This is a genomic window from Desulfoprunum sp., from assembly GCF_053613775.1.
In genome coordinates, this window is the sequence record NZ_JBSHXH010000002.1 from 71,603 (window position 1) to 92,118 (window position 20,516).

Consider the following 20,516-nt stretch of genomic DNA (forward strand, 5'->3'; position numbering starts at 1 on the left):
CTCACGTGGGGCCTCCGCAATAGAAGACCAGGAGCTTATCCTTTTCCTTCGGCAGAACCGCGGCCTGCTCCTTCGCCAGTTTGTCGACCGATATCGACACTGCGCCGGGGAGGTGCGACTGGGCGTATCGGGCTTCCGGCCGGCAGTCGGCCAGCAGCATATCCGTCTTCTTGGCGACCAGGTCCTGCAATTCGACGGTCTTGATCTCGGTCACGCCTTGCGGCAGCTTGGCGAGGTTGGGTTTGATCGAAACGGCGTGGGCAACCTTGTCGCGCATCTCGTAGGCGATGGTGACTGAATCGCCCTTCTTGGCAAATTCGATCCCGGCGGTCTTGTCGTCGAACAGGACCAGCATCGTCTCGGCCTTGCCCTCCGGCCCGACACTGATCGATATCGTCTTTGCCTTCTTCGAGACGTCGCCGATGACGCCCTTATAGACCGGGCCTTCCTTTTTCCGGGCGGATGCAGCCGGGGCGGCCGGGGATGCCGCAGTACCGGTTGGCTTCCGTTCGGCGCAACCCGCCATCACGAATGACAGCAGTAACAGAACAAAGGCCAGTTTTCCTAGTGAAGCTGGTCTGTACATGAATCTCCTCCTCTAGTTTGAAAAGTGATAACTGACCAAATTATAGAATATAATATAATACTTTAATATTGAGTCAAAGGAATTTTTGATAAATGGAATCTTTCTCATTGGGGAAACATGGGGGTACCCGGTGCCGTCCCCACAGGGGACGGTTCAAAGACCGGTAACCGCACACCGGCGATCCGACGAAGGCACGGATACTATTGTCTTTCCGGGGAAAGTACGGTAGGTTGCGCCGGACAATCGACCGCTCTGGCCAACTCTCTTCAATGCGTACCCGTATGATCGAACTTCACAATATACTTTTTTTCGGTGGCAGCTATCTCCTCGGGGCGGTGCCGTTCGGGCTGATCATCGGCCGGATGGCAGGGATCGATGTCCGCCGGGAGGGGAGCCGCAATATCGGCGCGACTAATGTCGGGAGGGTCCTCGGCAAGAAATTCGGGGCCCTGACCCTTCTCTGTGATGGGTTGAAAGGATTTCTGCCGATGCTGGCGGCCGCCCGTCTGCTGCCGGCGTCGGAACAGAAGGAACTGCTGGTCTGCCTCTGCGGCGCGCTGGCCGTCACCGGCCACATGTTCTCAATTTATCTCGGCTTCAAGGGAGGGAAGGGGGTGGCGACGAGCCTCGGCGTCTTTCTCTTCCTCTCGCCGGCGGCGACCGGTATCAGCCTCGCCGTCTTTATCGCCGCGGTTGGGCTGACCGGCTTCGTCTCGGTCGGTTCACTGCTGGCGGCAGGACTGATCCCACTGTGGCTCTGGCTGCTGGGGGCGTCGACAACGGTGATCGTCACGGCGGCGGTCGTGTCGGCCCTGATCTGGGTCAAGCACCACGAAAATATCGCCCGCCTGCTGCAGGGCCGGGAAAAGAGCTGGAAGACCGAAAAAAAACAGAGATGACGGGGAGTGGCAGTGGGTCTGGAAAGAAGCGGTAGTGGGCCTTACTTCACGGATTGCGTCACTCTCTCGGCGACGACCTGAGTAAATAGCTCGCAATATTCTTTGATCAACTGTTTGCGCTCGGCAGGTTCGAGTCTGAAATAAATCGGGCTGAGCATCAGTATCCGGATTGCCTGTCTGGGGGTCATGACCAGTTCCTTTCACGCTGAGGAGAAGCGCTCAGCTGCCATATTACCATAAACCGATTCAATCTTGAAAACCGTAACAATTCCATAATCAGAAAGCAATGAATTCATGATGATCCGGGGGTATTGCCGATGTTTTTCGAGTAGCGCATATACCTCGTCGAGGATGTCGGCCGTGGCCATCGCCGAACCAACCAAAGCAGGCGGCTGGACCCGACTCCGGATCGATCTCGGCTTGATTCAGTTGCCATGGGGATCTCGATCGATGTTTGAAGGCCATCTTCTGCAGCAGATTGACATCGATTGCGGTCAAGGCGAACAGCAGTTTCCGCAGATGGCCTGAGCTCGTGCAGGTGAGGGCCTGGACGTCCGTCGGGACGAGTGCGGCGGTGAGCACCCACCAGATGCGTGTGACATCCGGCGGTACAGCCGGTCCCGTTCCATCGGGCAGATGATGCCGCAGCAATGGCCGGTGCCGAAGGCGACGATCGCCATGGCGCGAACATACTCGAATGATCGCAGATACATGATCCTCCAACCGGCAGCACCTGCGTAAAATGTCTCCCCGGAGTGGGCGGGAGTTGAGCATGGTGCGGGATCCGGGACATGGGCCTTGTCACTCTGCCCTGCGACCGTGAAAATTTTGATGGGGATCCGTTGATTTTATATTGCAGTCCATTCCTACATAGTATAAATTCTCATTTGCAATATGATCCACCGAGACATCCCCGGGTCGAGATGGACGGGGGGCAATGGAGGAGGGAATCGCTGCACTTCTCGAGGAGATGCGGGTTGTTCTCCGCGCTGCTCACTGTCGACGGGGATGTGACAGGAACCGTTGTACCGGCTTTCAAGCTCACTTCAATACGGAGGAAACATCATGGCAAGTCTCAGAGGAACCCAGACCGAGAAGAACATTTTGACCGCGTTCAGCGGCGAGTCGCAGGCCCGCAACCGCTACACCTACTTCGCCTCCCAGGCCAAGAAGGACGGATATGTGCAGATCCAGGCGATTTTCGAGGAAACCGCCAACCAGGAGAAGGAGCACGCCAAACGGCTGTTCAAGCTGCTGGAAGGAGGGGAAGTCGAGATCACCGCCGCCTTTCCGGCAGGGGTGATCGGCACGACCGTCGACAATCTCAAGGAGGCCGCCGGTGGCGAAAACTATGAATATACGGTCATGTATCCGGGTTTCGCCGTGACTGCCCGTAAGGAAGGATTCACCGATATCGCCGCCATCTTCGAGGCCATCGCCGTCGCCGAAAAGCAGCACGAGAAAAGATATAAGGATCTGGTGGCCAATATCGAGGCCGGCCGGGTCTTCAAGCGCGACAAGAAGGTCACCTGGCGCTGCCGCAACTGCGGCTACCTGCACGAGGGAGACAGCGCTCCCGACCTCTGTGCGGCCTGCGCCCATGAACAGGCCCATTTCGAACTGCTGGGCGAGAACTGGTAAGAAGTGAGGGGTAAACGGAAGAGGGCAGGAGGGAGCATGGGGCGGGTCGCCGTCCCATGCTCCCTCCTTTTTTTTTTGCTGATCAGGACACGCGCAACCGGGTGGGGGCACGGCGGCCGGTTGGGGCCTTGGTCCGGCCGACAACCCCTGTTGTGTTGCCGACCCCCGAGGCGCCGTTTTTCGCCTTCGGCTCCCTGCCGACCAGATCGGCGCAATGGAAAAAGGCGTACCAGTCGCTCCGCTGCCTGACCGTGGTATCGGCGGTTTTTTTCTTGCCGGTGGTCTTTTGCCACCAGGACTCGAGACGGGTTCCGACAACAGTGGCCAGATGAAGAGCACAGACAGTCAGCACGCCAGCCGCGAATAATTCGATAGGTTCCATGATTTCCTCCATATTTTGCCTGAGGACCTGTCGGTTCTCCGTTATTCTTCCCGCCTTCCTGCCCGCGGTCCGGCCCGCACCGGAACCCTGTCCGATACCCGGCAGCCCTTTCAATTGACAGCTGTTTCCTGATTGCCGTATGGCCTCTTGACCACCAGGGTCGGCAGAGGCGAGAGGGCGGCCACCCGTTCGACGACGCTGCCCAACAGCAGGCGGGTAAAGGCGGTTCGGCCGTACGATCCCAGGACGATCAGGTCCATTTTGTTCTCTTCGCTGTATTGCACCAGATGTTTATAGGGTGAGCCTTCCCGCAGTTCGGTGACGACCGGAACCCCAAGTTTTTCTCCCTGTTTGGCGAGGATCTGCAGCGCCGTGAAGTTCTTGTGCCGGGCTTCGTCGAGTACCCCGTAGCGGAGACCGCGCTCGACCGGAACATCGAGAACGGTCAGGCCGTGAACCTCGCCGCCATAGCTCAGGGCCAACTCGAGGGCCCGCTGTCCCGCCGCCATACTGTGGGGAGAACCGTCCAGGCCGACGAGGATGCGTGAAAACCCGATCTCGGAGTTCTCCGGGATCATCAGCACGTCACAGGGGCTCATGCCGATGACCTTGGCGGTGGTCCGGCCGAGGAGGACCCCCTCGACATACGAACGCCGCGGGTATCCCATCAGCAACAGATCCATACCCTCTTCCTCGGCCAGGGCGGTGATAACCTCCGCCGGTTCTCCCACCCGGTGGATGGTCTTCACCTTTTGCCCGAGATAGTCGGCGCACTGGATCACATTGTTGAGGCAGTTCTTGAACGGCAGATCCATCTGGTCGTTGGCATCGTCCAACTTCCAGCGATGCATGTTCCCCTCGTAACGGGGAGTCACCGAGATGGCCTCCACTTTCGCCTTCATCGACGAGGCGAGCTGCAGGGCTTGCCGGAACGCCATCTGGCTGGCAAACCCGGGATCGATCGCGACCAGGATGGACTTCACGCTATTCAGCATGGTCAACCTCTTGCGGCTGCAACCCGTTCATAGCTCCTGGCCTTGAACAGATTGACGAGAATTATGGTAGCCCCGGCCAACAGGGCGAAACACATGACCCCGAAGCTGAACTGGGTCATCAGGGACACGGCCCCGTCGGCAAACGACGTGACGTGCAGTTCATTGAGGTACTTCGGGATGGCGAAGAAGCGGCTGACCGCAACGATCAGCATGATCAGGGCCATGACGTACTTGATCATGTAATCCTTGACGTAGGTGGTGCCGATCGCCCCCAGCTGGACACCGAACAGCGACCCGGCGAGGATGATCATGACCAGGCGGATGTCCACCGTCCCGTAATAGGCCCAGATCAGCGTGCCGCCGAGGCCCATGACGAAGGCGATGACGAGTTCGGTCGCCGAGGCGACAATGCTGGTGGCGCCGATGATATACATCAGGCCGGGGACGCCGATGAAACCGCCGACGGCGATGGTGGCGGCGAGCATCCCTGTCGCCAGGGCCACCGGGATGAGGAACCACATGCTGATCCGCAGGTTGGCGGTCTTGCAATTGATCATCGGCCACAGCTCGATCTGCTGCAGTCTCCTGGCCAGCGGCGAGCCGGCCGGGGTGTCCCCGGTGGATTTTTTTATCAGCATCGCGTCATGCATGACGAACGAGCCGACGATGACCAAAACCATGACGAAGATGAAGCTGACGTAGAGGTTGGAGCCCGCCTGGCCGAATTTTTCGAGAATATGGCGCTGGACCATGATGCCGATCTGGACACCGGCCTCGGCGAAGATCCCCATGATCAGGCCGAGCTTGATGTCGACCTGACCGTACTTGTAGCGTTTGATGGCGCCGACCAGGGCCTTGGGGAATTTGTGGCACATGTTGCTGGCCACCGCCACCGTCCCGGGGACGCCGAGGCTCATCATCCCGGGGGTCAGGACGAAGGCCCCGCCGGAGCCGATGAAACCGCTCACCAGGCCGCCGATGAAGCCGACGATGAAGAGGAAAATGATCGAATAGATGTTGAGGTCGATAAATTGCAGAACTTCCGTGACTGGTCCGTGCATTGTCTTCTCCCGAAATTTAAAATGTTTGACTCACGAGGTGATATGGCTGTTGACACATATATCAGGCATTGACCTGGGCACGGGGCCTGGTGTCCTTCCTGGCCGGAGCGGTGTCGGCCGTTTCCTTGCGGACCTCTGCTTTTTTCGTGGTGGTTGCCGTCGATCCCTCGATCCCCAGCGCCGACCAGAAGGAGCTGGTGAAATTGCCGTGGAAATAGGAGACGCCGAAGACCACCGCGACAGGAAGCAGGGCGAAGACCCCACCCTTGGTGAAATACGTCATCACGACCTCCTGGTTCGTGAAAACCGCGGCGTACAATGCGGCGGTAAGACCGCCGAAGACGAAACAGTTTTGCAGGTGCCGTTTTTTGCTTGCAGTAGACATACGGTGTACTCCTTTTTTGGGTGGGTGAGTATGAAAGGTCTTTCGCTCAAGACCGGCCTGTTTTCTCGTGTAATTGACCGTAAAGACGGGAACCGGCGAGTGGGTCGTGACCTCGTCCAGCTTGATCCCCTGGTCGATGACGACGAACTCGATCCGTTTGTCCGAATGGCAGAGCCGTTTGATCGCCTTGCCGATCTTCCCGGCGTCGCCGATATGCTCGACCGCGACGTTCCTGTCCCTGGCCTTGTCCTCGAACAGGGCGATGCTCTCCTGCATCGCCGAGGTGAAGAGGTTGCTGCGTTTTCCGCCGTCACGATAAAAGGGCAGGGTGTTGATATGGGCCGCAAGGATCGAATATTTCATCCGTTCGGCGACATTGACGGCATAGTCCATGACCGGTTCCGCCATGTGGCCGTTCCTGGTGACAACCAGGATGCAGGGGGGCTTCGCGAGCTTCATTGCGGTGCAGTTCTGATGTGGCATATTGATCTCGGCCGCCTCTCTTCCTGGAGTAAGGTTCATGTTCTGTCGACCCATGGGCTGCCCCGCAGCGATTCGGTTCAACAACTGGAGATATGATTTCAATATGCATGCCAACCTGTTGATGTTAATTAACAGGTTGATATATCGAATTAAATAATATCGCGGGTGAGGTTGTCGTATCCTGCTTGTTGCAAAGAGCAACGGATCAGGCAGAAATCGGGGAGAAAACCGTTACAGAGCGTTGCATCCTGCAACTTACCCCTGCAGGATGCAACAGGGCGGAGACGCGGATGCCGCCGCGCCGGTTAGTGCGAGTCGGGGTCAGGCAGACGGGGGAGGAGCAGAGCGGATCCGGATACGCTTCGCGGATCCATGCAGGCCCCGGGGACTGCGACAGGCCACCGGTTGTCCCGCGGTTGCGGTCCGGGACCGGTGATGTTGCGAGCACGGTGTCGGCCGGGCGCAATTGAGTGACAAGCGATGGAATCAATCTTGCAAAGAATTCCAGGTGGTTTAGGATAGCAACACGCCCCCGGCCCGCCCGGTAGCCGGGCCGACGGTCAAACATCCATCAGTGAGGCGAACACATGTTTTTTCGCAAGAAAACGGTACGGGTCGAAGAACCATCCCCGGCGGCCGCGGCTGACGAGGTCTCTCCCCTCGCTAAACTCCGGTCCCGGATCGAGGAGGCGCAACTCCCTCACCACGTCACCGAGGCCGCGCTCCGGGAACTGGAGAAGATGGAGAAGACCGACCCGGCCGTCGCCGAGTATTCCGTCGGCCACAATTACATCGACTTCATCCTGTCGCTGCCATGGAACGTCTCCTCCCAGTGCAAGCTCGAGCTGGCACGGGCCCAGTCCATCCTCGACACCCGGCACTACGGCCTCAATCAGGTCAAACAGCGGATACTCGAATTTCTGGCGGCCAAGACTCTGTGCGGCAAGGCCAAACAGAACATCCTGATCGTCGACGATGAGGAGATCGCCCGCGCCAACATGGAGCATGTACTGAAAAAGGACGGCTACAACTGCCGCGGCGCCGAAAACGGGGTCGAGGCCATGCGGATCCTGGCCGAGGACGATATCGACCTGATCATCACCGATCTGAAGATGGACCAGATGGACGGTCTCGAGCTCCTGAATCAGGTCAACCGGGTTTCCCCGGAGATCCCGGTGATGATGATCACCGGCTTCGCCACCGTCACCTCGGCGGTGGAGGCGCTGCGCAAGGGGGCGGCGCATTATCTCGGCAAGCCGGTCAACCTCGACGAGCTGCGGCGGACGGTCAAGGAGGTGCTGGAGAAAAAGCTGTTCGTCGAGATGGGGCGGGGCCCGACCCTGTGTTTCACCGGCCCGCCCGGCACCGGCAAGACCTCGGTCGGCCGGGCCATCGCCGAGGCCCTGCAGCGCCAGTTCGTGCGGATCTCGCTCGCCGGTCTGCGGGATGAGGCGGAACTGCGCGGCCACCGCCGGACCTATGTCGGTGCCTTGCCCGGCCGCATCATCTCCGAGTTGAAAAAGGTGGGGGTCAACAACCCGGTGTTCATGCTCGACGAGATTGACAAGATCGGCCAGGATTTCCGCGGCGACCCGGCCTCGGTCCTGCTCGAGGTCCTCGATCCGGAGCAGAACGTCCGCTTCACCGACCACTATCTCGATATCCCGTTCGATCTCTCCCGGGTCATGTTCATCGCCACCGCCAACGATCTGTCGCGGCTCCCCGCCCCGCTGCTCGACCGGATGGAACGGATCGAGTTCGCCGGGTATACCGACCGGGAAAAACAGCAGATCGCCCAGCAGTTCATCGTCCCCCGGCAACTGAAGGCGGCGGGACTGCCGCGGACCTCGATCCAGTTCACCCCGGAGGCGATCTCGCGGGTGATCAGCGATTACACCCGGGAGTCCGGCCTGCGCAATCTGGAGCGGGAGGTGGCGGATATCTGCCGCAAGATCGCCCTGTTGTGCCTCAAGGCGGATTCCCATGAGCAGGAGGTGGCGATCGACGGGGAGATGATCGCCAGGCTCCTCGGGCCGCGCAAGTACTTCCGCGATGCGGCCGAGGCTGGGGCCCAGGTGGGCATCACCACCGGCCTGGTGTGGGCCGAGACGGGCGGCGAGATCATCAGCGTCGAGACGGCGATGATGCCGGGAGGAGGCAAACTCATCCTGACCGGTTCCATCGGCGAGGTCCTCCAGGAGTCGGCCCAGGCGGTGCTCAGCTTCATCCGCAGCCGCACCAGGGAATTCAACATCCGCGACGACTTTTTCCAGGATACCGATATCCACATCCACTTCCCCTCCGGCGCCATCCCCAAGGATGGGCCGTCGGCCGGGATCACGATCTTCGCCGCTCTCCTGTCGCTGCTGACCGGGCGGCCGGCCCGGCGCGACGTGGCCCTGACCGGGGAAATGACCCTGAGCGGGCGCATCCTGCCGGTCAGCGGCATCCGGGAGAAGGTGCTGGCGGCCAAGCGGGCCGGGGTGCGCATGGTGCTGCTGCCCCGGACCAATCGGGAAGAGGTGGAGGCCCTGGCCCCCGATGTCACCGAAGGGGTCGAGATCACCCTGATCGGGACGGCGGCGGAGGCGGTGGACCTGGTGCTGGAGAGTAAATCGTATATCCTGCCGCTGTAGGTGCGGCGGGGAGGAGGGAGCGATGGAAGCGGATTCTGATCGGCGGGCGGGCGATACCTCGCGCAAGGTGTTTGCCATCGGCGACATCCATGGCTGCTACGACAAGCTGATGACCCTCCTCGACCGGATCCCTCTCTGCAAAGAGCGGGATACCCTTGTCTTTCTGGGCGATTACATCAACCGCGGACCTGATTCGAAGAAGGTCCTGGAGGCCCTGCTGCAGGTCGGCAGGGAGTGTGCCAACGCCGTTTTCCTCCGCGGCAACCATGACCAGGCCCTGCTTGAATACGCCGAGACCGGAGATGTCGAGCTGCTGCGCCTGCTGCGGGTCATGGGAGTCGAGGCGACGGCGGCCAGCTACGGCTCATCGATCTACCAGCTCCGGGAATTGACCGCCTTTCCCGGCGAGCACCTGGAGTTTCTCTGCTCCCTGGCCTCCGGCTTCGTCGCCGACGACTATCTCTTCATCCATGCCGATGTCGATCGGCAGACCCTCGAGGCGGCGCTGCCGCCGGGCGAGGGGGACGGGATCCTCACGGGGATGGCGGCCGAGATGCTGTCGAGCCGGCGCCTAGCCAGCGACCATGCCCGCGCCGGACGGTTCACGGTGGTCTTCGGCCATATCCCCTTCGCCACCCCGCTGGTCATGCCGGATCGGATCGGCATCGATACCGGCGCGGCCTACGGCGGATACCTGACGGCGGTGGAACTGCCGGACCTGCGCTTTTATCACGCCTGACCGACCGGCGGATCCGCAACTGCCGGCGGCGGCTGCTCCCTTGGTCATCCCGGCCTGCGGCGCCGGGTTGCCGGCCGTTGCCGGGTGGATGGTCACACCAGATCGCGGGTGTCGAAACGTCCGGCGAGAAACGCCGCGGCGAGCTGGCGCGGCGTGTCCTCGGAGACCATGATGCCGTCGAGGAACCGGCTGAAACCGAACAGCCGGCCCAGCATCACCAGTTGCTGCTGGGTGACCTCGCGGGAGACGCCGGTCAGAAAGGCGGTGATCAGATCGCCGGTCATCGAGGTGTAAAAGGAGTTAGCCTCCAGGACGTGCTGGAGGAAGAGAACCCGGCGGTGGCCCCGCTCCTGGCCGGCGCCGCCGCCCTTGAAGCGGAATCGGATGTAATTGGCATGGGCGTCCCGGCCGCACACCGAATCGAGCATGGCGAAATGGAATTCGACCCGGGCATTGAGGTTGAGGTAGTCCCGGGCGGCGATGGCGTAGTTGAACGACCCGGCCGGCCGGACGCCGCGGCCGTCCAGCATCGTCCGGGAGAAGATCCCCGCCAGGGCCTCGGCATCGGGGGCGGAGTGCCAGCTCAGTCCGTGGGTCAGCAGGCCGTCACAGAGGGCGGCCAGAGGGACGGAGAGGATATCCTGGCGGTGGAGCGGGTGGCGGAGGGCCATCCTCTCCCTCAGGGTGATCTTCTCCGCCTTGCGCACGCCGCCGCCGACATCGATCACCAGAAAGGAAAACGGGATGCCGAGGTCGAGAGGCCGGAGCAGATCCCCCGCCTCCTTCATGATCTCGTCGCCGGTGTCGAACATGGCCAGCACCGCCATCTCATGGGTGTAGCGGATGAGGTCGTGAATCGACCGGCATTCCCGGGCGGAGAACGTCGGCCCGTAGGTGTCGGTCAGGTTGAGTTGGGCCACCGCTGCCCGCAGGGCCTGGCGCAGCGGGCTGGCAGTGGCGGTGGCAGCTCCTGCGGCCGGAGTCGCCGTTGCCGGGCGGGGCCCGGCGGTGGGGCGGATGGTGGTTTGGAGTGGTTCCGGCGCCTCCATGACGGTGCCGTGATCGGCGTCGACGATGATCCACTGGCCGTCGCCGATGCGGGCCATGGCCTCCTGGGCCCCGGTAATCAGCGGCACCGCGTATTCACGGGCGATGCAGGAGAGGTGATCGGTCGGATTGCCGGTGGCGACCACCGCGCCGCTGCACACGTGGAGATAGCGGGCGGCATCGATGATGCTCTGCGGCAGGATGAGGATCAAGGGCCAGGTGCTGCCGTTGCCGGCAGGGGCGGGGTCGAGTTGCTGCAGATCCTTGGCCGAGTGGATGACGCAGGCCTTGCCGACGGCCGTGCCGGGAGAGGCGCAGCGGCCGGTGGCCAGCGGCGGCGAGGCCGGGGAATAGGAGAAGATCCGCTCCCTGGTCGCGGCCAGCCGCAGCGGTCGGGTCTGCAGGATATACAGGCGGTTGTCATGGGAATAGGCCCATTCCACATCCTGGGGGCAGCCTTCAAAACCTTCGATCAGTTCGCCGCTGCGGACCAGTTCGTCCAGCCTCGCCGGCGACAGCAGAGCGGCATCGGCGGCCTCCGCCGGCACCGCCTCGGTCCGCAGCCCTCCGCCGGCGGCCGGCACCTGGCGCAGGGTCTTTGTCGAGATCGCGGCGTCGGCCATCAGACGGGAATCCCGGTCAGCCTCGGGCGGCCGGCTGTCCCCAGGCGGCATACGCGGCGGATAGTACATGTCGGCGGGGACCGAACCGTCGACGGCGGTGATCCCCAGCCCGGCGACGGCGCTGATCGCCATCCGCTGCCGCTCGGGATGGGAAGGGTCGCGGGTGAACATGACCCCGGCGCATTCGGCATCGACCATGACCTGGCAGAGGACGGCGAAATCGAGGTCGACGGGAGCGAGGCCGGCCTTGAGGCGATAGGCGATGGCCCTGGCGTTGAAGACGCTGGCGACGACCTCGCGGTAGGCGGCGAGCAGGGCCTCCGGCCCGTGGATGTTGAGCAGCGACGAGAACTGGCCGGCAAAGGAGTGTTCCGAACCGTCCTCGGCAACACCGCTGCTGCGCACGGAGACGGCCAGCGGAGCGGCAGCCGGCCGGCCGGCCGGCATGGTTCGCCGCTCCAGCCCGGCATAGGCATCCTGCAGCGCCCGGACGATGTCCGGCGGCAGCGGCGTTGCAAGCACCATCTCCTTGATCCGGGACGAGGCCCGGGCGCCGTCAAGCCGGCCGTTTTCGAGATCGCCCAGTATCTTCCTGATCTTTTCCGAGAGCTCCCCGCTGTGGAGGAACTGCCGGCACGCCCTGGTGGTGCAGACAAAGCCGTCCGGCACCGGCAGCGACATCCGGCGCAGATGGGCGAGGTTGGCCGCCTTGGCGCCGATCTTCTGGATCAGTCCCGGTTCCAGGTCGTCGAGGGCCAGGCAATAGGCCTGCGGCGGCTCCGGTCTCCCGGCCAGGTCGCCGAGGTGCTGCAGGATCTGTGACGACAGGCGGCCGTGAAAGGCATAGAGATCGGTATAACCGTCGTCGGCAAGCAGGTTCAGGCCGTCCACCAGTTCGCCGGTGATGCTCAGCAGTTCCTCGCAGGCGCTACGGATGTCTTCGGCGCCGCCGCGATGCAGCAGACTGTCGATGGTCACGAGCAGTTCCAGCGCCCTGCCGTTGTTTTCGAGGAAGATGCGGAAGGTGTGGTAGCGTGCCTTGAGGGTGGTCAACGCCGCATTTTCCCGTGCCAGCTTGCGGTCATGGAGATAGGTCAGCAGGTGGCGGAACATGGCGGTCATTGGTCGCGGTCGAGGATGAAGGGAGATATCCCGCCCTGTCCCGTGGCGGCGCCCTCGGGCGAGGGACCCTGCCGACCTGCGGTCGGGCCCCTGACCGGGGCGGCCGGCCCGAGGAAGGTGGCGGCGAAGGCCGTCAGCAGGGCCCTGGTGTCGGCATCGCTGTAGAGGCAGGTGTCGCGCTGCTTGGCCACGGTCGTCAGGGCGCCGAGGGTGAAGAGGGTGGCGAGGACGATATCGGCGGGTATCAGCTTGAGACGGCCGATGACCAGGTCGCCTTTGACCGTCACCTTGAAATCCATGGCGGCGAGGACCTCGCTGATGAACTCCACCCTGCGGCCGCGCCGCTCCGGGTCCGCCAGTCCGCCGACAAAGCGGAAGTAGACGTGGTTGCGGGCTTCGTCGACCCCGAGATGGCTGTCGATGACATTGAAATGGTAGCCCAGGCGGAGACTGACGTTCATGTAGTCATGGCTGACGATGGCCAGGTTCTCGGCGAGGTTGACCGTTCCGCCGTAGAGGTTGCTCATCTCATGGGTCATGCCGGAGAGGATGTCGCGCAGTCCCAGCGATGGCAGCTCGAGTTCCCAGGCCTTGGGATGCCGCAGCCCGTCGAGGAAGGAACGGAAGGGGAGGGATTGCACCTCGTCGCAGCCGGGATCGCCGGCGACGGTTGCCGCCAGTCCGCCGCCGATATCGAGCACCCGGATGTCCATCGGCACCTCCAGCCGCAGCCGTCTCGTCCGGATGGCCCCCAACTCGGGGCGGCGTTCCTGGAAGTGGGCCAGTTCGTCCACTGCCTTTTCGTGGCAGAAATGGATGATGTCGTGGTAGGTCCGGCAGCCCTGCGGGGCAAAGGTCGGGGAGTCGGGGTCGATCAGATGCAGCGGCAGGATGAAGCGCAGCAGGCGGCGCAGGATCCGGTATTCCGGCGCCGCCGGCGACAGATCGCTCTCCTTGACGCCACGCAGCAGCGACAGCCGCAGCAGCCCCTGGAAGACGGTGGCCTCGCTGGCGTCCACCGTCACCTCGGCGCCGGCCGCCAGCGTGACCAGGGCGTCGGGGATACCGAAGAGCGCCGGTACCCGCAATTCCCGCGCCACCGTGGCCAGATGGCCGATGGTCGTGCCGAATTCGGTGACGACGGCTGCCGCCCGCTGCAGGATGGGGGTCAGCTGGGGCGAGGCGTAGCGGGCGACGGCGACGGCCCCGGCCGGGAAGTCGGCCGGCAGCAGATCATCGGTCACATGGACGACGCGTCCCGCGGCGATGCCGGACTGGACCATCTGCCCGCCCCGGCAGAGGACGACGGCCTGCCGCTGTTCCCGGTGGAGGGCGTCGTCATCCACCTCCTCCAGGTCGATCTGCAGCGGCGCCAGGTCGGTGAGGAGACAGGAGCCGTCGCTGCCGCATTCCCACTGCACGGCCACCGGACCGCCGAAGAGGCGCTCGACGGCCACCGTCGTCCCGGCGAGCCTTTTCAGCATCTCGTTTTGGATCAGCGCCGAGCCCCGGGCCAGTGCGCCGTCGGTTTCGTCGGCGCTGGTTGCCACTTTCCCGCGCAGGAACTGGAACCCGGCCGGCCGCTGGGCGATGGTCGACCGGATCAGGTCGAAGGGATAGATGCGGCGGAGCAGGTAACTGTCGCCGAGGTCGTCATCGGCGGCCGTCTCGGCGGTGATGGCCAGGGTGTCGAAGGGCTCGGTCCCGCCGGCCCGGGAACGGACGGAGCCGCGGAGTGCGGCCGGCAGGGCGCGCCTGACGAAGATCGCAGACTGTCCGGCCGGGTCGCTGGTTTGACCCGGCCGTCGGGCGGCAAGGGCGGTGATGAGCCGGACCAGGCCGTCGGCAGGGCTGGCGGCGGCGATGGGGGCGGTCAGCGCCGGCGCCGCATCGGACAATGGCGGCAGCGGGTGGCGGCCGGGGCGGCGCCGTGCCGCGATCACGACCCGGCTGCCGCCGGGCTCGGGGGTCAAGGCGTATTCCTGCCGCAGCCCGGCCTGTTCCTCTTCATTGACCAGATGGATGACGACGGCCGTGAAGGCCGTCCCGGCGTCCTGGCCGCACATGGTCGTGAACATCTCCTCGATCGAGGCCATGACCGCGGCGGCGGGGAAGCGGGTGGCCTCCGTTGCGGCCGGTGCCTCGCCCGTGCCGGATAAGGCCTCGGTGCCGGCGGTGGTGACGACGAACCCCTGGGCGACCGGCATCGCCGGCTGGTGGCGCAGTTCCGCCAGGCAGACCAGGCTCGTCCCGACCAGCGGTTCGAGTTCCCAGCCGAGGGCCTCGAGCGGCAGCACCGCGGCCGGGGCCAGGGTGGAAGCGTTGCCGGCGAGGATGTCGTCCAGTTTCGTCCGGATGGCCTGGTAGCGGTCGTACAGGGAGATATAGCCGTTGCCGGTGAGGGCGTTGAGATTGTAGGAGACATGATGCACCCGGGAGCTGATCGTGCGCACCGAGGCCTCGAGAAAGGCCCGGTCGAAGATGTACTCCCCGCCGAGGACCCGTTCGAGGTGGTCCATGTCCTCGAGCACGGCGTTGTTGAGGAAGAGGATGCGGCGGAAATTGTTGAACAGCGACTGCAGCCGCCAGATGTCGATCTCGGCCGTGTCCCGTCGTCCCTTGCGACCGAAGCCGAAGTGCGGCGGCCACCATTTCCTCACCCCGGACGGGCTGTCGGGGGCGTTCACGGCTGTCGTTCCGGTGGGGTGCGACGGTCGGTCTGCAGGGTCTTTTCGACCCGTTGCACGCATTCCACCAGATCGCCGAGCTTGAAGGGCTTGGCGATAAAATCGAAAGCGCCCTTGCGGTAGGACTCCCGGGCCGTCTCCATGGTCGCGAAACCGGTGATGACGATGACCCGGGTGGCCGGCGACACCTCCTTGACCCCGGCCAGCACCTGCATGCCGTCAGCCCCTTCCATCTTCAGGTCGGTGATGACGATGTCGAAGGGCTGTTGCCGCAGGCGGGCCAGGGCCGAGGCGCTGTCGGTAAAGGTCTCGACGTCGTACCCCAGTTTCTGGAACGTCGGTTTAAGGCGCTTGCAGACAATGGGTTCATCGTCGAGGATGAGGAGGCGGATGGGGGGCTGGTCAGCGACGGGACTCATGGGTGTTTCCTCCGGAAGGGTTCCTGATGGCCTGAATGAAGTCCGCCGCATGGCAGGCGACATCCCGGTCGGAGTGCATCTGGGCGTCAAGCTGGCGGGTGTAACAGAGCAGTGCCCCCAGCATCCGCATGCGGTCGCGCATGCGGGACGGTGCCTGCTTCTTCAATCTTCCTACCACAAGGTCCCCATGAATTTCGACCCGAAAATCGAAATGTTCGAGAACCCGGGCGATGCAGGCCGCCCGCCGGGAGCGGCGGATGAATTCGGTCACGCCGCCAAGGAACCGGAAGTAAATGTAATTGTCGTTGATGGTCTCGGCAATGTAGGCGTCGATGGTCGTGTAGTGATATCCCAGCCGCAGGTTGATGTTCATGTAGTGGCGCATGACCACAGCCAGGTTGCGGCCGATGTCCCTGGGGCCGGCCAGGGCGGTGGTGAAGGTGCGGGTGAAACTGGACATGAAACTGTGGAGATCGACCGCCACCGGTGTCGTACACCACATCCCGAGGTGGATCAGGCCGTCGAGCAAGGCCTGGAGCGGCAGCGACAGGACGTCGTCGACCGCCACCTCGGGGGCGTCGGCCGGCCCGGCCAGCCCGTCGCCGGCGTTGATCACCAGCAGGCCGATCGGTATATCGGCGGTCAGTCGCCGGGGCGCCGAGGCGTGCGCGGCGCCATGGTTTTCGCTCAGCAGAATCAGCTCCTCGACCGCCTTCTCGTGGATGTAGCGGGTGATGTCGTGGCAGGTCCGGCAGGAGGCGGGAACGAAATCCTCCCCCTGGGGATTGAGGAGATTGAGGGGGATGATGTGGTTGAGCACCCGTCGCAGCAACCGGTATTCGGCGGAGTCTTCGAAGAGCTCTTCCTCGATCAGGTCGAAGTGGTGACCTTCGCTGACATCGCCGCGATAGACCACGTTGCGGGTGGCGTCGAGGGTGACGAGTTCCCCCGGCTGCAGCAGACTGGTGGCGACCTCGGTATTGACGATCGTCGGCACCCGGAATTCCCGGGCGATCGTCGCCATATGGCCGGTGGAGGAGCCGATGTCGGTGATGATGCCGCGGGCCTTGTGCATGATGGCGGAGTAGCGCGGCGAGGAATGGCGAACCAGCAGGATGCCGCCGTGGGGGAAGCGGTCGAGGTCGTCGTCGCTGTCGATCAGGACGACCCGGCCGGCAGCGATCCCGCACTGGACAATGGTGCCGCGACCGGCGAAAATGACTTCGGCCTGCGGTTCGTCGGCCGCCTCAACGATGGCCCGGGCCGGGGCGGCGCTCCAGCGGGAAAGGGGCCGGACCTGGAGGATGTGGAGGGTATCGGCGGTGGAGAAGGTCCATTCGATCTCCAGCGGCCGCTTGAAGAAACCTTCGAGGGTCATTGCCGTTTCCGCCAGCCGCTGGAGTTGGCTGTCGTTCAGGGAAGGCAGGTGCTGCCGGTCGGCCGCCACGTCCTGCCATAGCGTGCCCGACTGCTGATCCATGACCAGCTGCCGCGGTTTGTGGGCGACGACCTGTACACGCAGCCGATACGGCGGGATCCGGTCGAGGAGGAACGAGTCGACCGGGCAGTCGCCGTTGACCACCGGGGCGCAGAGCCCCCAGATCGATTCGATGCCCATGACCTTGGCGTCCTGCTGCGGCGCGTACGTCTGCAGCACGCCGCTGGTCGTTCCCGCGACCATGCACTGGCAGCCGACGGCCATCGCCATTTCGTAGTCCTGATAGCCGCGCGCGAGACGGTAGCGCCAGGCCGGATAGGTGAAGGCGCTGGCCACCACCTGCCGATAGGCCTCGAGGAATCGTCCCTCGGCAACGTTGAGGACGGTGGCGTACTGGCCGGCGAAACTGCTGGTGCCGTCCTCGCCGGTGGCACTGCTGCGCAGGGCGACCTTCAGGTCGCCCTGGTCGTCGCGCCTCTTCGCCAGGTCGCGGAAGGCGGTGAGCAGGAGCGCCGACAGATCGCGGGGGAGCGGGGCGGACAGGAGCCGTCGGTGGCTCTCCTCCGCCAGCCGGCGCAGGGCCTGATCGTCGCCGTCGCGCCAGTACCGGACCGCTTCGGCGTGCCGGGCCGAAAGACCGGTGGTGGCGAGAAACTCGGCGAAGGCCCCGGTGGTTATGGTAAAGCCATCGGGGACCGTCAGGCCGAGGCGGTTGTGGAGCTCGCCCAGCGTTGCCATCTTGGCCCCGACCTCATCGGTCAGCTCCAGTCCGATCGCCGACAGCGGGACAATCCGGGGGGTGGAGGCGGTCTGGACCGGTCGGCCGGCCAGATCGCCGTTGATCGCCTGGCGGATCTGCTCGCAGGCGATCAACAGCTCGGTGTTTCTTTTCCGGTTGAGCAGGCTGAAATCGGAGACCAGTTTGAACACCAGATCCTCCAGTTCCTGGACCGAATGCTCGATGTAATGCCGGTCGAAGACATATTCGCCACCCAGCTTGTCGCCCATGTCGGCCATCAGCTCCAGAATCTGGTTGTTTCTTTCCAGGATGGTCTGAAACTTCTTGAACAGGACGGCGAACGGCAGCCGGCGGCGGCGCCAGAAGGCGAATCTCTTGCTGAGTGCATGACGCATGGGCGGATGTCCCGTGGTTAATGGGCCCCTCCCCTGCTCTGGAACACCAGGCCGATGACAAGCCCGCTGACGATGGCGATGAGGGAGGCCAGGACGCCGTACAGCAGCGACCGGTTGAAGGCGAGATGGCTCAGCCATCGCGGAAATCCGGTCAGGTCGGCCTCGACGGCGGTGGTCTGGCGGTCGACGATGGCGCCGTCCTTGACGGCGATGGCCTCGAGGAGATATTTCCCCGGCGGCAGGGCCGAGGGGATGGCCACCGTCGCCGAGAAACTGCGGCTGCCACCGCTGTTGGGGCCGAGCCGGACCCCTCCGGCGGCCTCGGCGTACAGTTTTTCGTGCTGTTTGAGTAGCAGCAGTTCATGCATGACATCGATCTTCCCTGATGCCGCAGCGCCGTCGCCATCGATTTCCGCTGCCGTGGCGCTGCCGGCGCCATCGACCTTCTCGGTCGCCGTCTCGTTGACGACGACCGAGTCGCGCAGTCCCTCGAGCTTAAACGGGGCGGCGACGCTGCCGAGGTCTTCGAGGTCGAGGGAGGAATCGACCAGACAGACGCCGGGCACGTTGTTGAGGCTGACCTTGCCGACGTTCATCCACAGCAGGCCGAAGACCTTGCCCTTCTCCCGCAGATGCAGTTCGCCGGGGGCGCCGGAGAAGCGGAGGATGACCTCACTGCCGGCGGGAACGGTACCGGCGACATGCATGGCGATGCCGTCGTATTGGGCCCCGATCCGGATGGCGGCCGGCGTCGCGGTGAGCATCGCCGCCGGGGTGGCCTGGGCCGGCCGGCCAACCAGGGCGACGAGGGTCAGCAACGGGATCAGGGCCAGCCGATACAAACGATTCGTGTTCATTTCAATGTCCTCCCATATAGGCCAGCAGCACGTCCGGCCGGACCAGCAGATCGTAGAGCATCTTGACCATGACGATGAGCACCAGCGAGGCGAGGAGGATCTTCAGCTGTTCCCCGCCCAGTTTCTTGCCGACCTTGGCGCCGATCTGGGCGCCGAGGGCCGAGCCGATCAGCAGCAGCAGGGCGAGGATGAAATCGACGGTGTGATTCTGGGTCGCCTGCATGATGGTGACGCTGACGCAGGTGAAGAGGATCTGGAACAGGCTGGTCCCGACCACGACATGCATCGGCATCCTGAGGAGATAGACCATCACCGGCACCATGATGAAGCCGCCGCCGACGCCCATGATCGCGGCCAGGACTCCGACCAGGGTCCCGAGGGCCAGGGGCATGAGGAGCGACATCCGGATGCCCGAACGCTTGAAGTCGGTCTGCAGCGGCATGGTCCGCACGATCCTGGCGTATATCGATTCGCGGCCCGGCCCCGGTTGTTCTGCCGCCGGCTTTCTCGACTTCCGCATCGCCTGGAGACTCTCGAGGAACATGTAGCCGCCGACGATGCCCAGCATCAGGACGTAGGTGATGCTGATCAGGAAATCGGCATTGCCCATCTGCCGCAGAATCTTGATGATCTGGACGCCGATGCCGCCGCCGGCGATCCCGCCGATGAGCAGGAGGAGACCCATCTTGATATCGACGTTGCCGAGCCGGAAATGGGCCAGGGTCCCGGAGGTCGAGGCGCCGACGATTTGATTGGAGTCCGACGAGGCGGCGACGGTCGGCGGTATGCCCATCATCATCAGCAGGGGGGTCATCAGGAATCCTCCCCCGACGCCGAAGATGCCGGACAGCAGTCCGACCACCCCCCCCAGCCCGAAGATGGCCAGGCAATTGACGCTGTTGCCGGCGATGGGAAGATACAGGTTCATTGTCAGGTTCATGCGATCCTCTCGAATGGTTCGGTTGTGTGCTTTCTTGGGACGACAACTTCGATCTTGCAGGCGATGCGGTGACGCAGGTTGCGCAGGGAAGTCGAGTGTTTTGAGGCCGAGCGGCCGTTGTCGATCGGCGCCTCGTACACCAGCAGCGTTATCTTGTTGCAGTTGATGAAATTGATCACCTCCTCTTCGAAATTTCCTTCGGCTATGAAATAATTGACCTGCAGGCCGTCGGCGAGGGCGGACTCGATCAGCAGGTCGATCCGCCGCTTGACCTCCTGCCTGCCGTTGACATCCATCGGGGTTCGGCCTCGGTTGGCTCCCGAGGCCACCACCAGGAGGATGTTCAGCTGCACGTTCACGCGCTTGGCCAGGGAAAACGCATGGGAAACAGCCTCCCAAGCCCCTTGCCGGCCGTTTATCGCCACCAGTATTTTTTCCATCG

18 protein-coding genes are annotated in these 20,516 nt (G+C 63.5%); 5 read left to right on the forward strand and 13 right to left on the reverse strand.

Going from position 1 to position 20,516, the window contains the following annotated elements; translation table 11 throughout:
• Nucleotide 1: 1 nt before the first annotated feature.
• The gene (locus tag ACWGKN_RS02050; RefSeq protein WP_452094582.1) at nt 2–586 is read right to left on the reverse strand and encodes a rhodanese-like domain-containing protein; all 585 of its coding nucleotides are present in this window, start codon (nt 584–586) and stop codon (nt 2–4) included.
• A 281-nt stretch (nt 587–867) separates the two neighbouring features.
• Here ACWGKN_RS02050 and plsY point away from each other — a divergent pair, with 281 nt between their 5' ends.
• Complete coding sequence (gene plsY / locus ACWGKN_RS02055) at nt 868–1,485, forward strand: glycerol-3-phosphate 1-O-acyltransferase PlsY (protein WP_035226474.1); 618 nt, start codon at nt 868–870, stop codon at nt 1,483–1,485.
• Nucleotides 1,486–1,685: 200 nt separating this feature from the next.
• Here the strand turns inward: plsY and ACWGKN_RS02060 are convergent, their stop codons facing one another.
• Nucleotides 1,686–1,853, reverse strand: coding sequence for a hypothetical protein (locus tag ACWGKN_RS02060; RefSeq protein WP_452094583.1), 168 nt, complete (start codon nt 1,851–1,853; stop codon nt 1,686–1,688).
• On the opposite strand from ACWGKN_RS02060, the gene ACWGKN_RS02065 reads away from it, so the two are divergent.
• Together ACWGKN_RS02065 and rbr are read left to right on the forward strand one after the other, a co-directional pair.
• The gene (locus ACWGKN_RS02065; protein ID WP_452094584.1) at nt 1,846–2,013 is read left to right on the forward strand and encodes a hypothetical protein; all 168 of its coding nucleotides are present in this window, start codon (nt 1,846–1,848) and stop codon (nt 2,011–2,013) included. The two genes, ACWGKN_RS02060 and ACWGKN_RS02065, sit on opposite strands and share 8 nt — an antisense overlap.
• A 537-nt stretch (nt 2,014–2,550) precedes the next feature.
• On the forward strand, nt 2,551–3,126 hold the full coding sequence (gene rbr, locus ACWGKN_RS02070; protein WP_035226478.1) for a rubrerythrin: 576 nt from the start codon (nt 2,551–2,553) through the stop codon (nt 3,124–3,126).
• Nucleotides 3,127–3,208: 82 nt separating this feature from the next.
• Here rbr and ACWGKN_RS02075 read toward each other — a convergent pair whose 3' ends face one another.
• The 4 genes from ACWGKN_RS02075 to ACWGKN_RS02090 form a co-directional block, all read right to left on the reverse strand.
• Entirely contained in the window at nt 3,209–3,508 is a 300-nt protein-coding gene (locus tag ACWGKN_RS02075) for a hypothetical protein (protein ID WP_424255599.1), read from the reverse strand.
• Between the two features lie 110 nt (nt 3,509–3,618).
• Nucleotides 3,619–4,503 carry a universal stress protein gene (locus ACWGKN_RS02080; RefSeq protein ID WP_424255601.1) on the reverse strand — a complete coding sequence of 295 codons (885 nt, stop codon included), beginning with the start codon at nt 4,501–4,503 and terminating at the stop codon, nt 3,619–3,621.
• A gap of 2 nt (nt 4,504–4,505) precedes the next feature.
• Nucleotides 4,506–5,564, reverse strand: a complete 1,059-nt coding sequence (locus tag ACWGKN_RS02085) for a sulfite exporter TauE/SafE family protein (protein ID WP_424255603.1) — start codon at nt 5,562–5,564, stop codon at nt 4,506–4,508.
• Between the two features lie 61 nt (nt 5,565–5,625).
• Nucleotides 5,626–6,432: a hypothetical protein gene (locus tag ACWGKN_RS02090; RefSeq protein WP_052159636.1), complete on the reverse strand. Its 807-nt coding sequence runs from the start codon at nt 6,430–6,432 to the stop codon at nt 5,626–5,628.
• Between the two features lie 587 nt (nt 6,433–7,019).
• Here ACWGKN_RS02090 and lon point away from each other — a divergent pair.
• On the forward strand, nt 7,020–9,068 hold the full coding sequence (gene lon, locus ACWGKN_RS02095) for an endopeptidase La (RefSeq protein ID WP_452094585.1): 2,049 nt from the start codon (nt 7,020–7,022) through the stop codon (nt 9,066–9,068).
• A 22-nt stretch (nt 9,069–9,090) separates the two neighbouring features.
• Nucleotides 9,091–9,807, forward strand: coding sequence for a metallophosphoesterase (locus ACWGKN_RS02100; protein WP_035226487.1), 717 nt, complete (start codon nt 9,091–9,093; stop codon nt 9,805–9,807).
• Between the two features lie 92 nt (nt 9,808–9,899).
• Here ACWGKN_RS02100 and ACWGKN_RS02105 read toward each other — a convergent pair whose 3' ends face one another.
• The 7 genes from ACWGKN_RS02105 to ACWGKN_RS02135 are packed head-to-tail and all read right to left on the reverse strand — an operon-like array spanning nt 9,900 to nt 20,514.
• Nucleotides 9,900–12,599, reverse strand: coding sequence for a PEP/pyruvate-binding domain-containing protein (locus ACWGKN_RS02105; RefSeq protein WP_452094586.1), 2,700 nt, complete (start codon nt 12,597–12,599; stop codon nt 9,900–9,902).
• The gene (locus tag ACWGKN_RS02110) at nt 12,596–15,286 is read right to left on the reverse strand and encodes a PEP-utilizing enzyme (protein ID WP_452094587.1); all 2,691 of its coding nucleotides are present in this window, start codon (nt 15,284–15,286) and stop codon (nt 12,596–12,598) included. The genes ACWGKN_RS02105 and ACWGKN_RS02110 overlap by 4 nt, the downstream gene beginning before the upstream one ends.
• Entirely contained in the window at nt 15,283–15,705 is a 423-nt protein-coding gene (locus ACWGKN_RS02115) for a response regulator (RefSeq protein ID WP_035226492.1), read from the reverse strand. The genes ACWGKN_RS02110 and ACWGKN_RS02115 overlap by 4 nt, the downstream gene beginning before the upstream one ends.
• Nucleotides 15,689–18,277, reverse strand: coding sequence for a PEP/pyruvate-binding domain-containing protein (locus tag ACWGKN_RS02120; RefSeq protein WP_035226494.1), 2,589 nt, complete (start codon nt 18,275–18,277; stop codon nt 15,689–15,691). The genes ACWGKN_RS02115 and ACWGKN_RS02120 overlap by 17 nt, the downstream gene beginning before the upstream one ends.
• Before the next feature lie 17 nt (nt 18,278–18,294).
• Entirely contained in the window at nt 18,295–19,134 is an 840-nt protein-coding gene (locus tag ACWGKN_RS02125) for a TIGR02186 family protein (RefSeq protein ID WP_035226497.1), read from the reverse strand.
• A 1-nt stretch (nt 19,135) separates the two neighbouring features.
• Complete coding sequence (locus ACWGKN_RS02130; RefSeq protein ID WP_452094588.1) at nt 19,136–20,074, reverse strand: sulfite exporter TauE/SafE family protein; 939 nt, start codon at nt 20,072–20,074, stop codon at nt 19,136–19,138.
• Nucleotides 20,071–20,514, reverse strand: a complete 444-nt coding sequence (locus tag ACWGKN_RS02135; RefSeq protein WP_035226503.1) for a universal stress protein — start codon at nt 20,512–20,514, stop codon at nt 20,071–20,073. Before ACWGKN_RS02135 ends, ACWGKN_RS02130 begins: the two co-directional genes overlap by 4 nt.
• Nucleotides 20,515–20,516: the final 2 nt, after the last annotated feature.

Bases quoted from the DNA above. Each gene is read 5' to 3' on its own strand.
- ACWGKN_RS02050 (WP_452094582.1), bottom strand. From the start codon at position 586: ATGTACAGACCAGCTTCACTAGGAAAACTGGCCTTTGTTCTGTTACTG.
- plsY (WP_035226474.1), top strand. From the start codon at position 868: ATGATCGAACTTCACAATATACTTTTTTTCGGTGGCAGCTATCTCCTC.
- ACWGKN_RS02060 (WP_452094583.1), bottom strand. From the start codon at position 1,853: ATGGCCACGGCCGACATCCTCGACGAGGTATATGCGCTACTCGAAAAA.
- rbr (WP_035226478.1), top strand. From the start codon at position 2,551: ATGGCAAGTCTCAGAGGAACCCAGACCGAGAAGAACATTTTGACCGCG.
- ACWGKN_RS02075 (WP_424255599.1), bottom strand. From the start codon at position 3,508: ATGGAACCTATCGAATTATTCGCGGCTGGCGTGCTGACTGTCTGTGCT.
- ACWGKN_RS02080 (WP_424255601.1), bottom strand. From the start codon at position 4,503: ATGCTGAATAGCGTGAAGTCCATCCTGGTCGCGATCGATCCCGGGTTT.
- ACWGKN_RS02085 (WP_424255603.1), bottom strand. From the start codon at position 5,564: ATGCACGGACCAGTCACGGAAGTTCTGCAATTTATCGACCTCAACATC.
- ACWGKN_RS02090 (WP_052159636.1), bottom strand. From the start codon at position 6,432: ATGCCACATCAGAACTGCACCGCAATGAAGCTCGCGAAGCCCCCCTGC.
- lon (WP_452094585.1), top strand. From the start codon at position 7,020: ATGTTTTTTCGCAAGAAAACGGTACGGGTCGAAGAACCATCCCCGGCG.
- ACWGKN_RS02100 (WP_035226487.1), top strand. From the start codon at position 9,091: ATGGAAGCGGATTCTGATCGGCGGGCGGGCGATACCTCGCGCAAGGTG.
- ACWGKN_RS02105 (WP_452094586.1), bottom strand. From the start codon at position 12,599: ATGACCGCCATGTTCCGCCACCTGCTGACCTATCTCCATGACCGCAAG.
- ACWGKN_RS02115 (WP_035226492.1), bottom strand. From the start codon at position 15,705: ATGAGTCCCGTCGCTGACCAGCCCCCCATCCGCCTCCTCATCCTCGAC.
- ACWGKN_RS02120 (WP_035226494.1), bottom strand. From the start codon at position 18,277: ATGCGTCATGCACTCAGCAAGAGATTCGCCTTCTGGCGCCGCCGCCGG.
- ACWGKN_RS02125 (WP_035226497.1), bottom strand. From the start codon at position 19,134: ATGAACACGAATCGTTTGTATCGGCTGGCCCTGATCCCGTTGCTGACC.
- ACWGKN_RS02130 (WP_452094588.1), bottom strand. From the start codon at position 20,074: ATGAACCTGACAATGAACCTGTATCTTCCCATCGCCGGCAACAGCGTC.
- ACWGKN_RS02135 (WP_035226503.1), bottom strand. From the start codon at position 20,514: ATGGAAAAAATACTGGTGGCGATAAACGGCCGGCAAGGGGCTTGGGAG.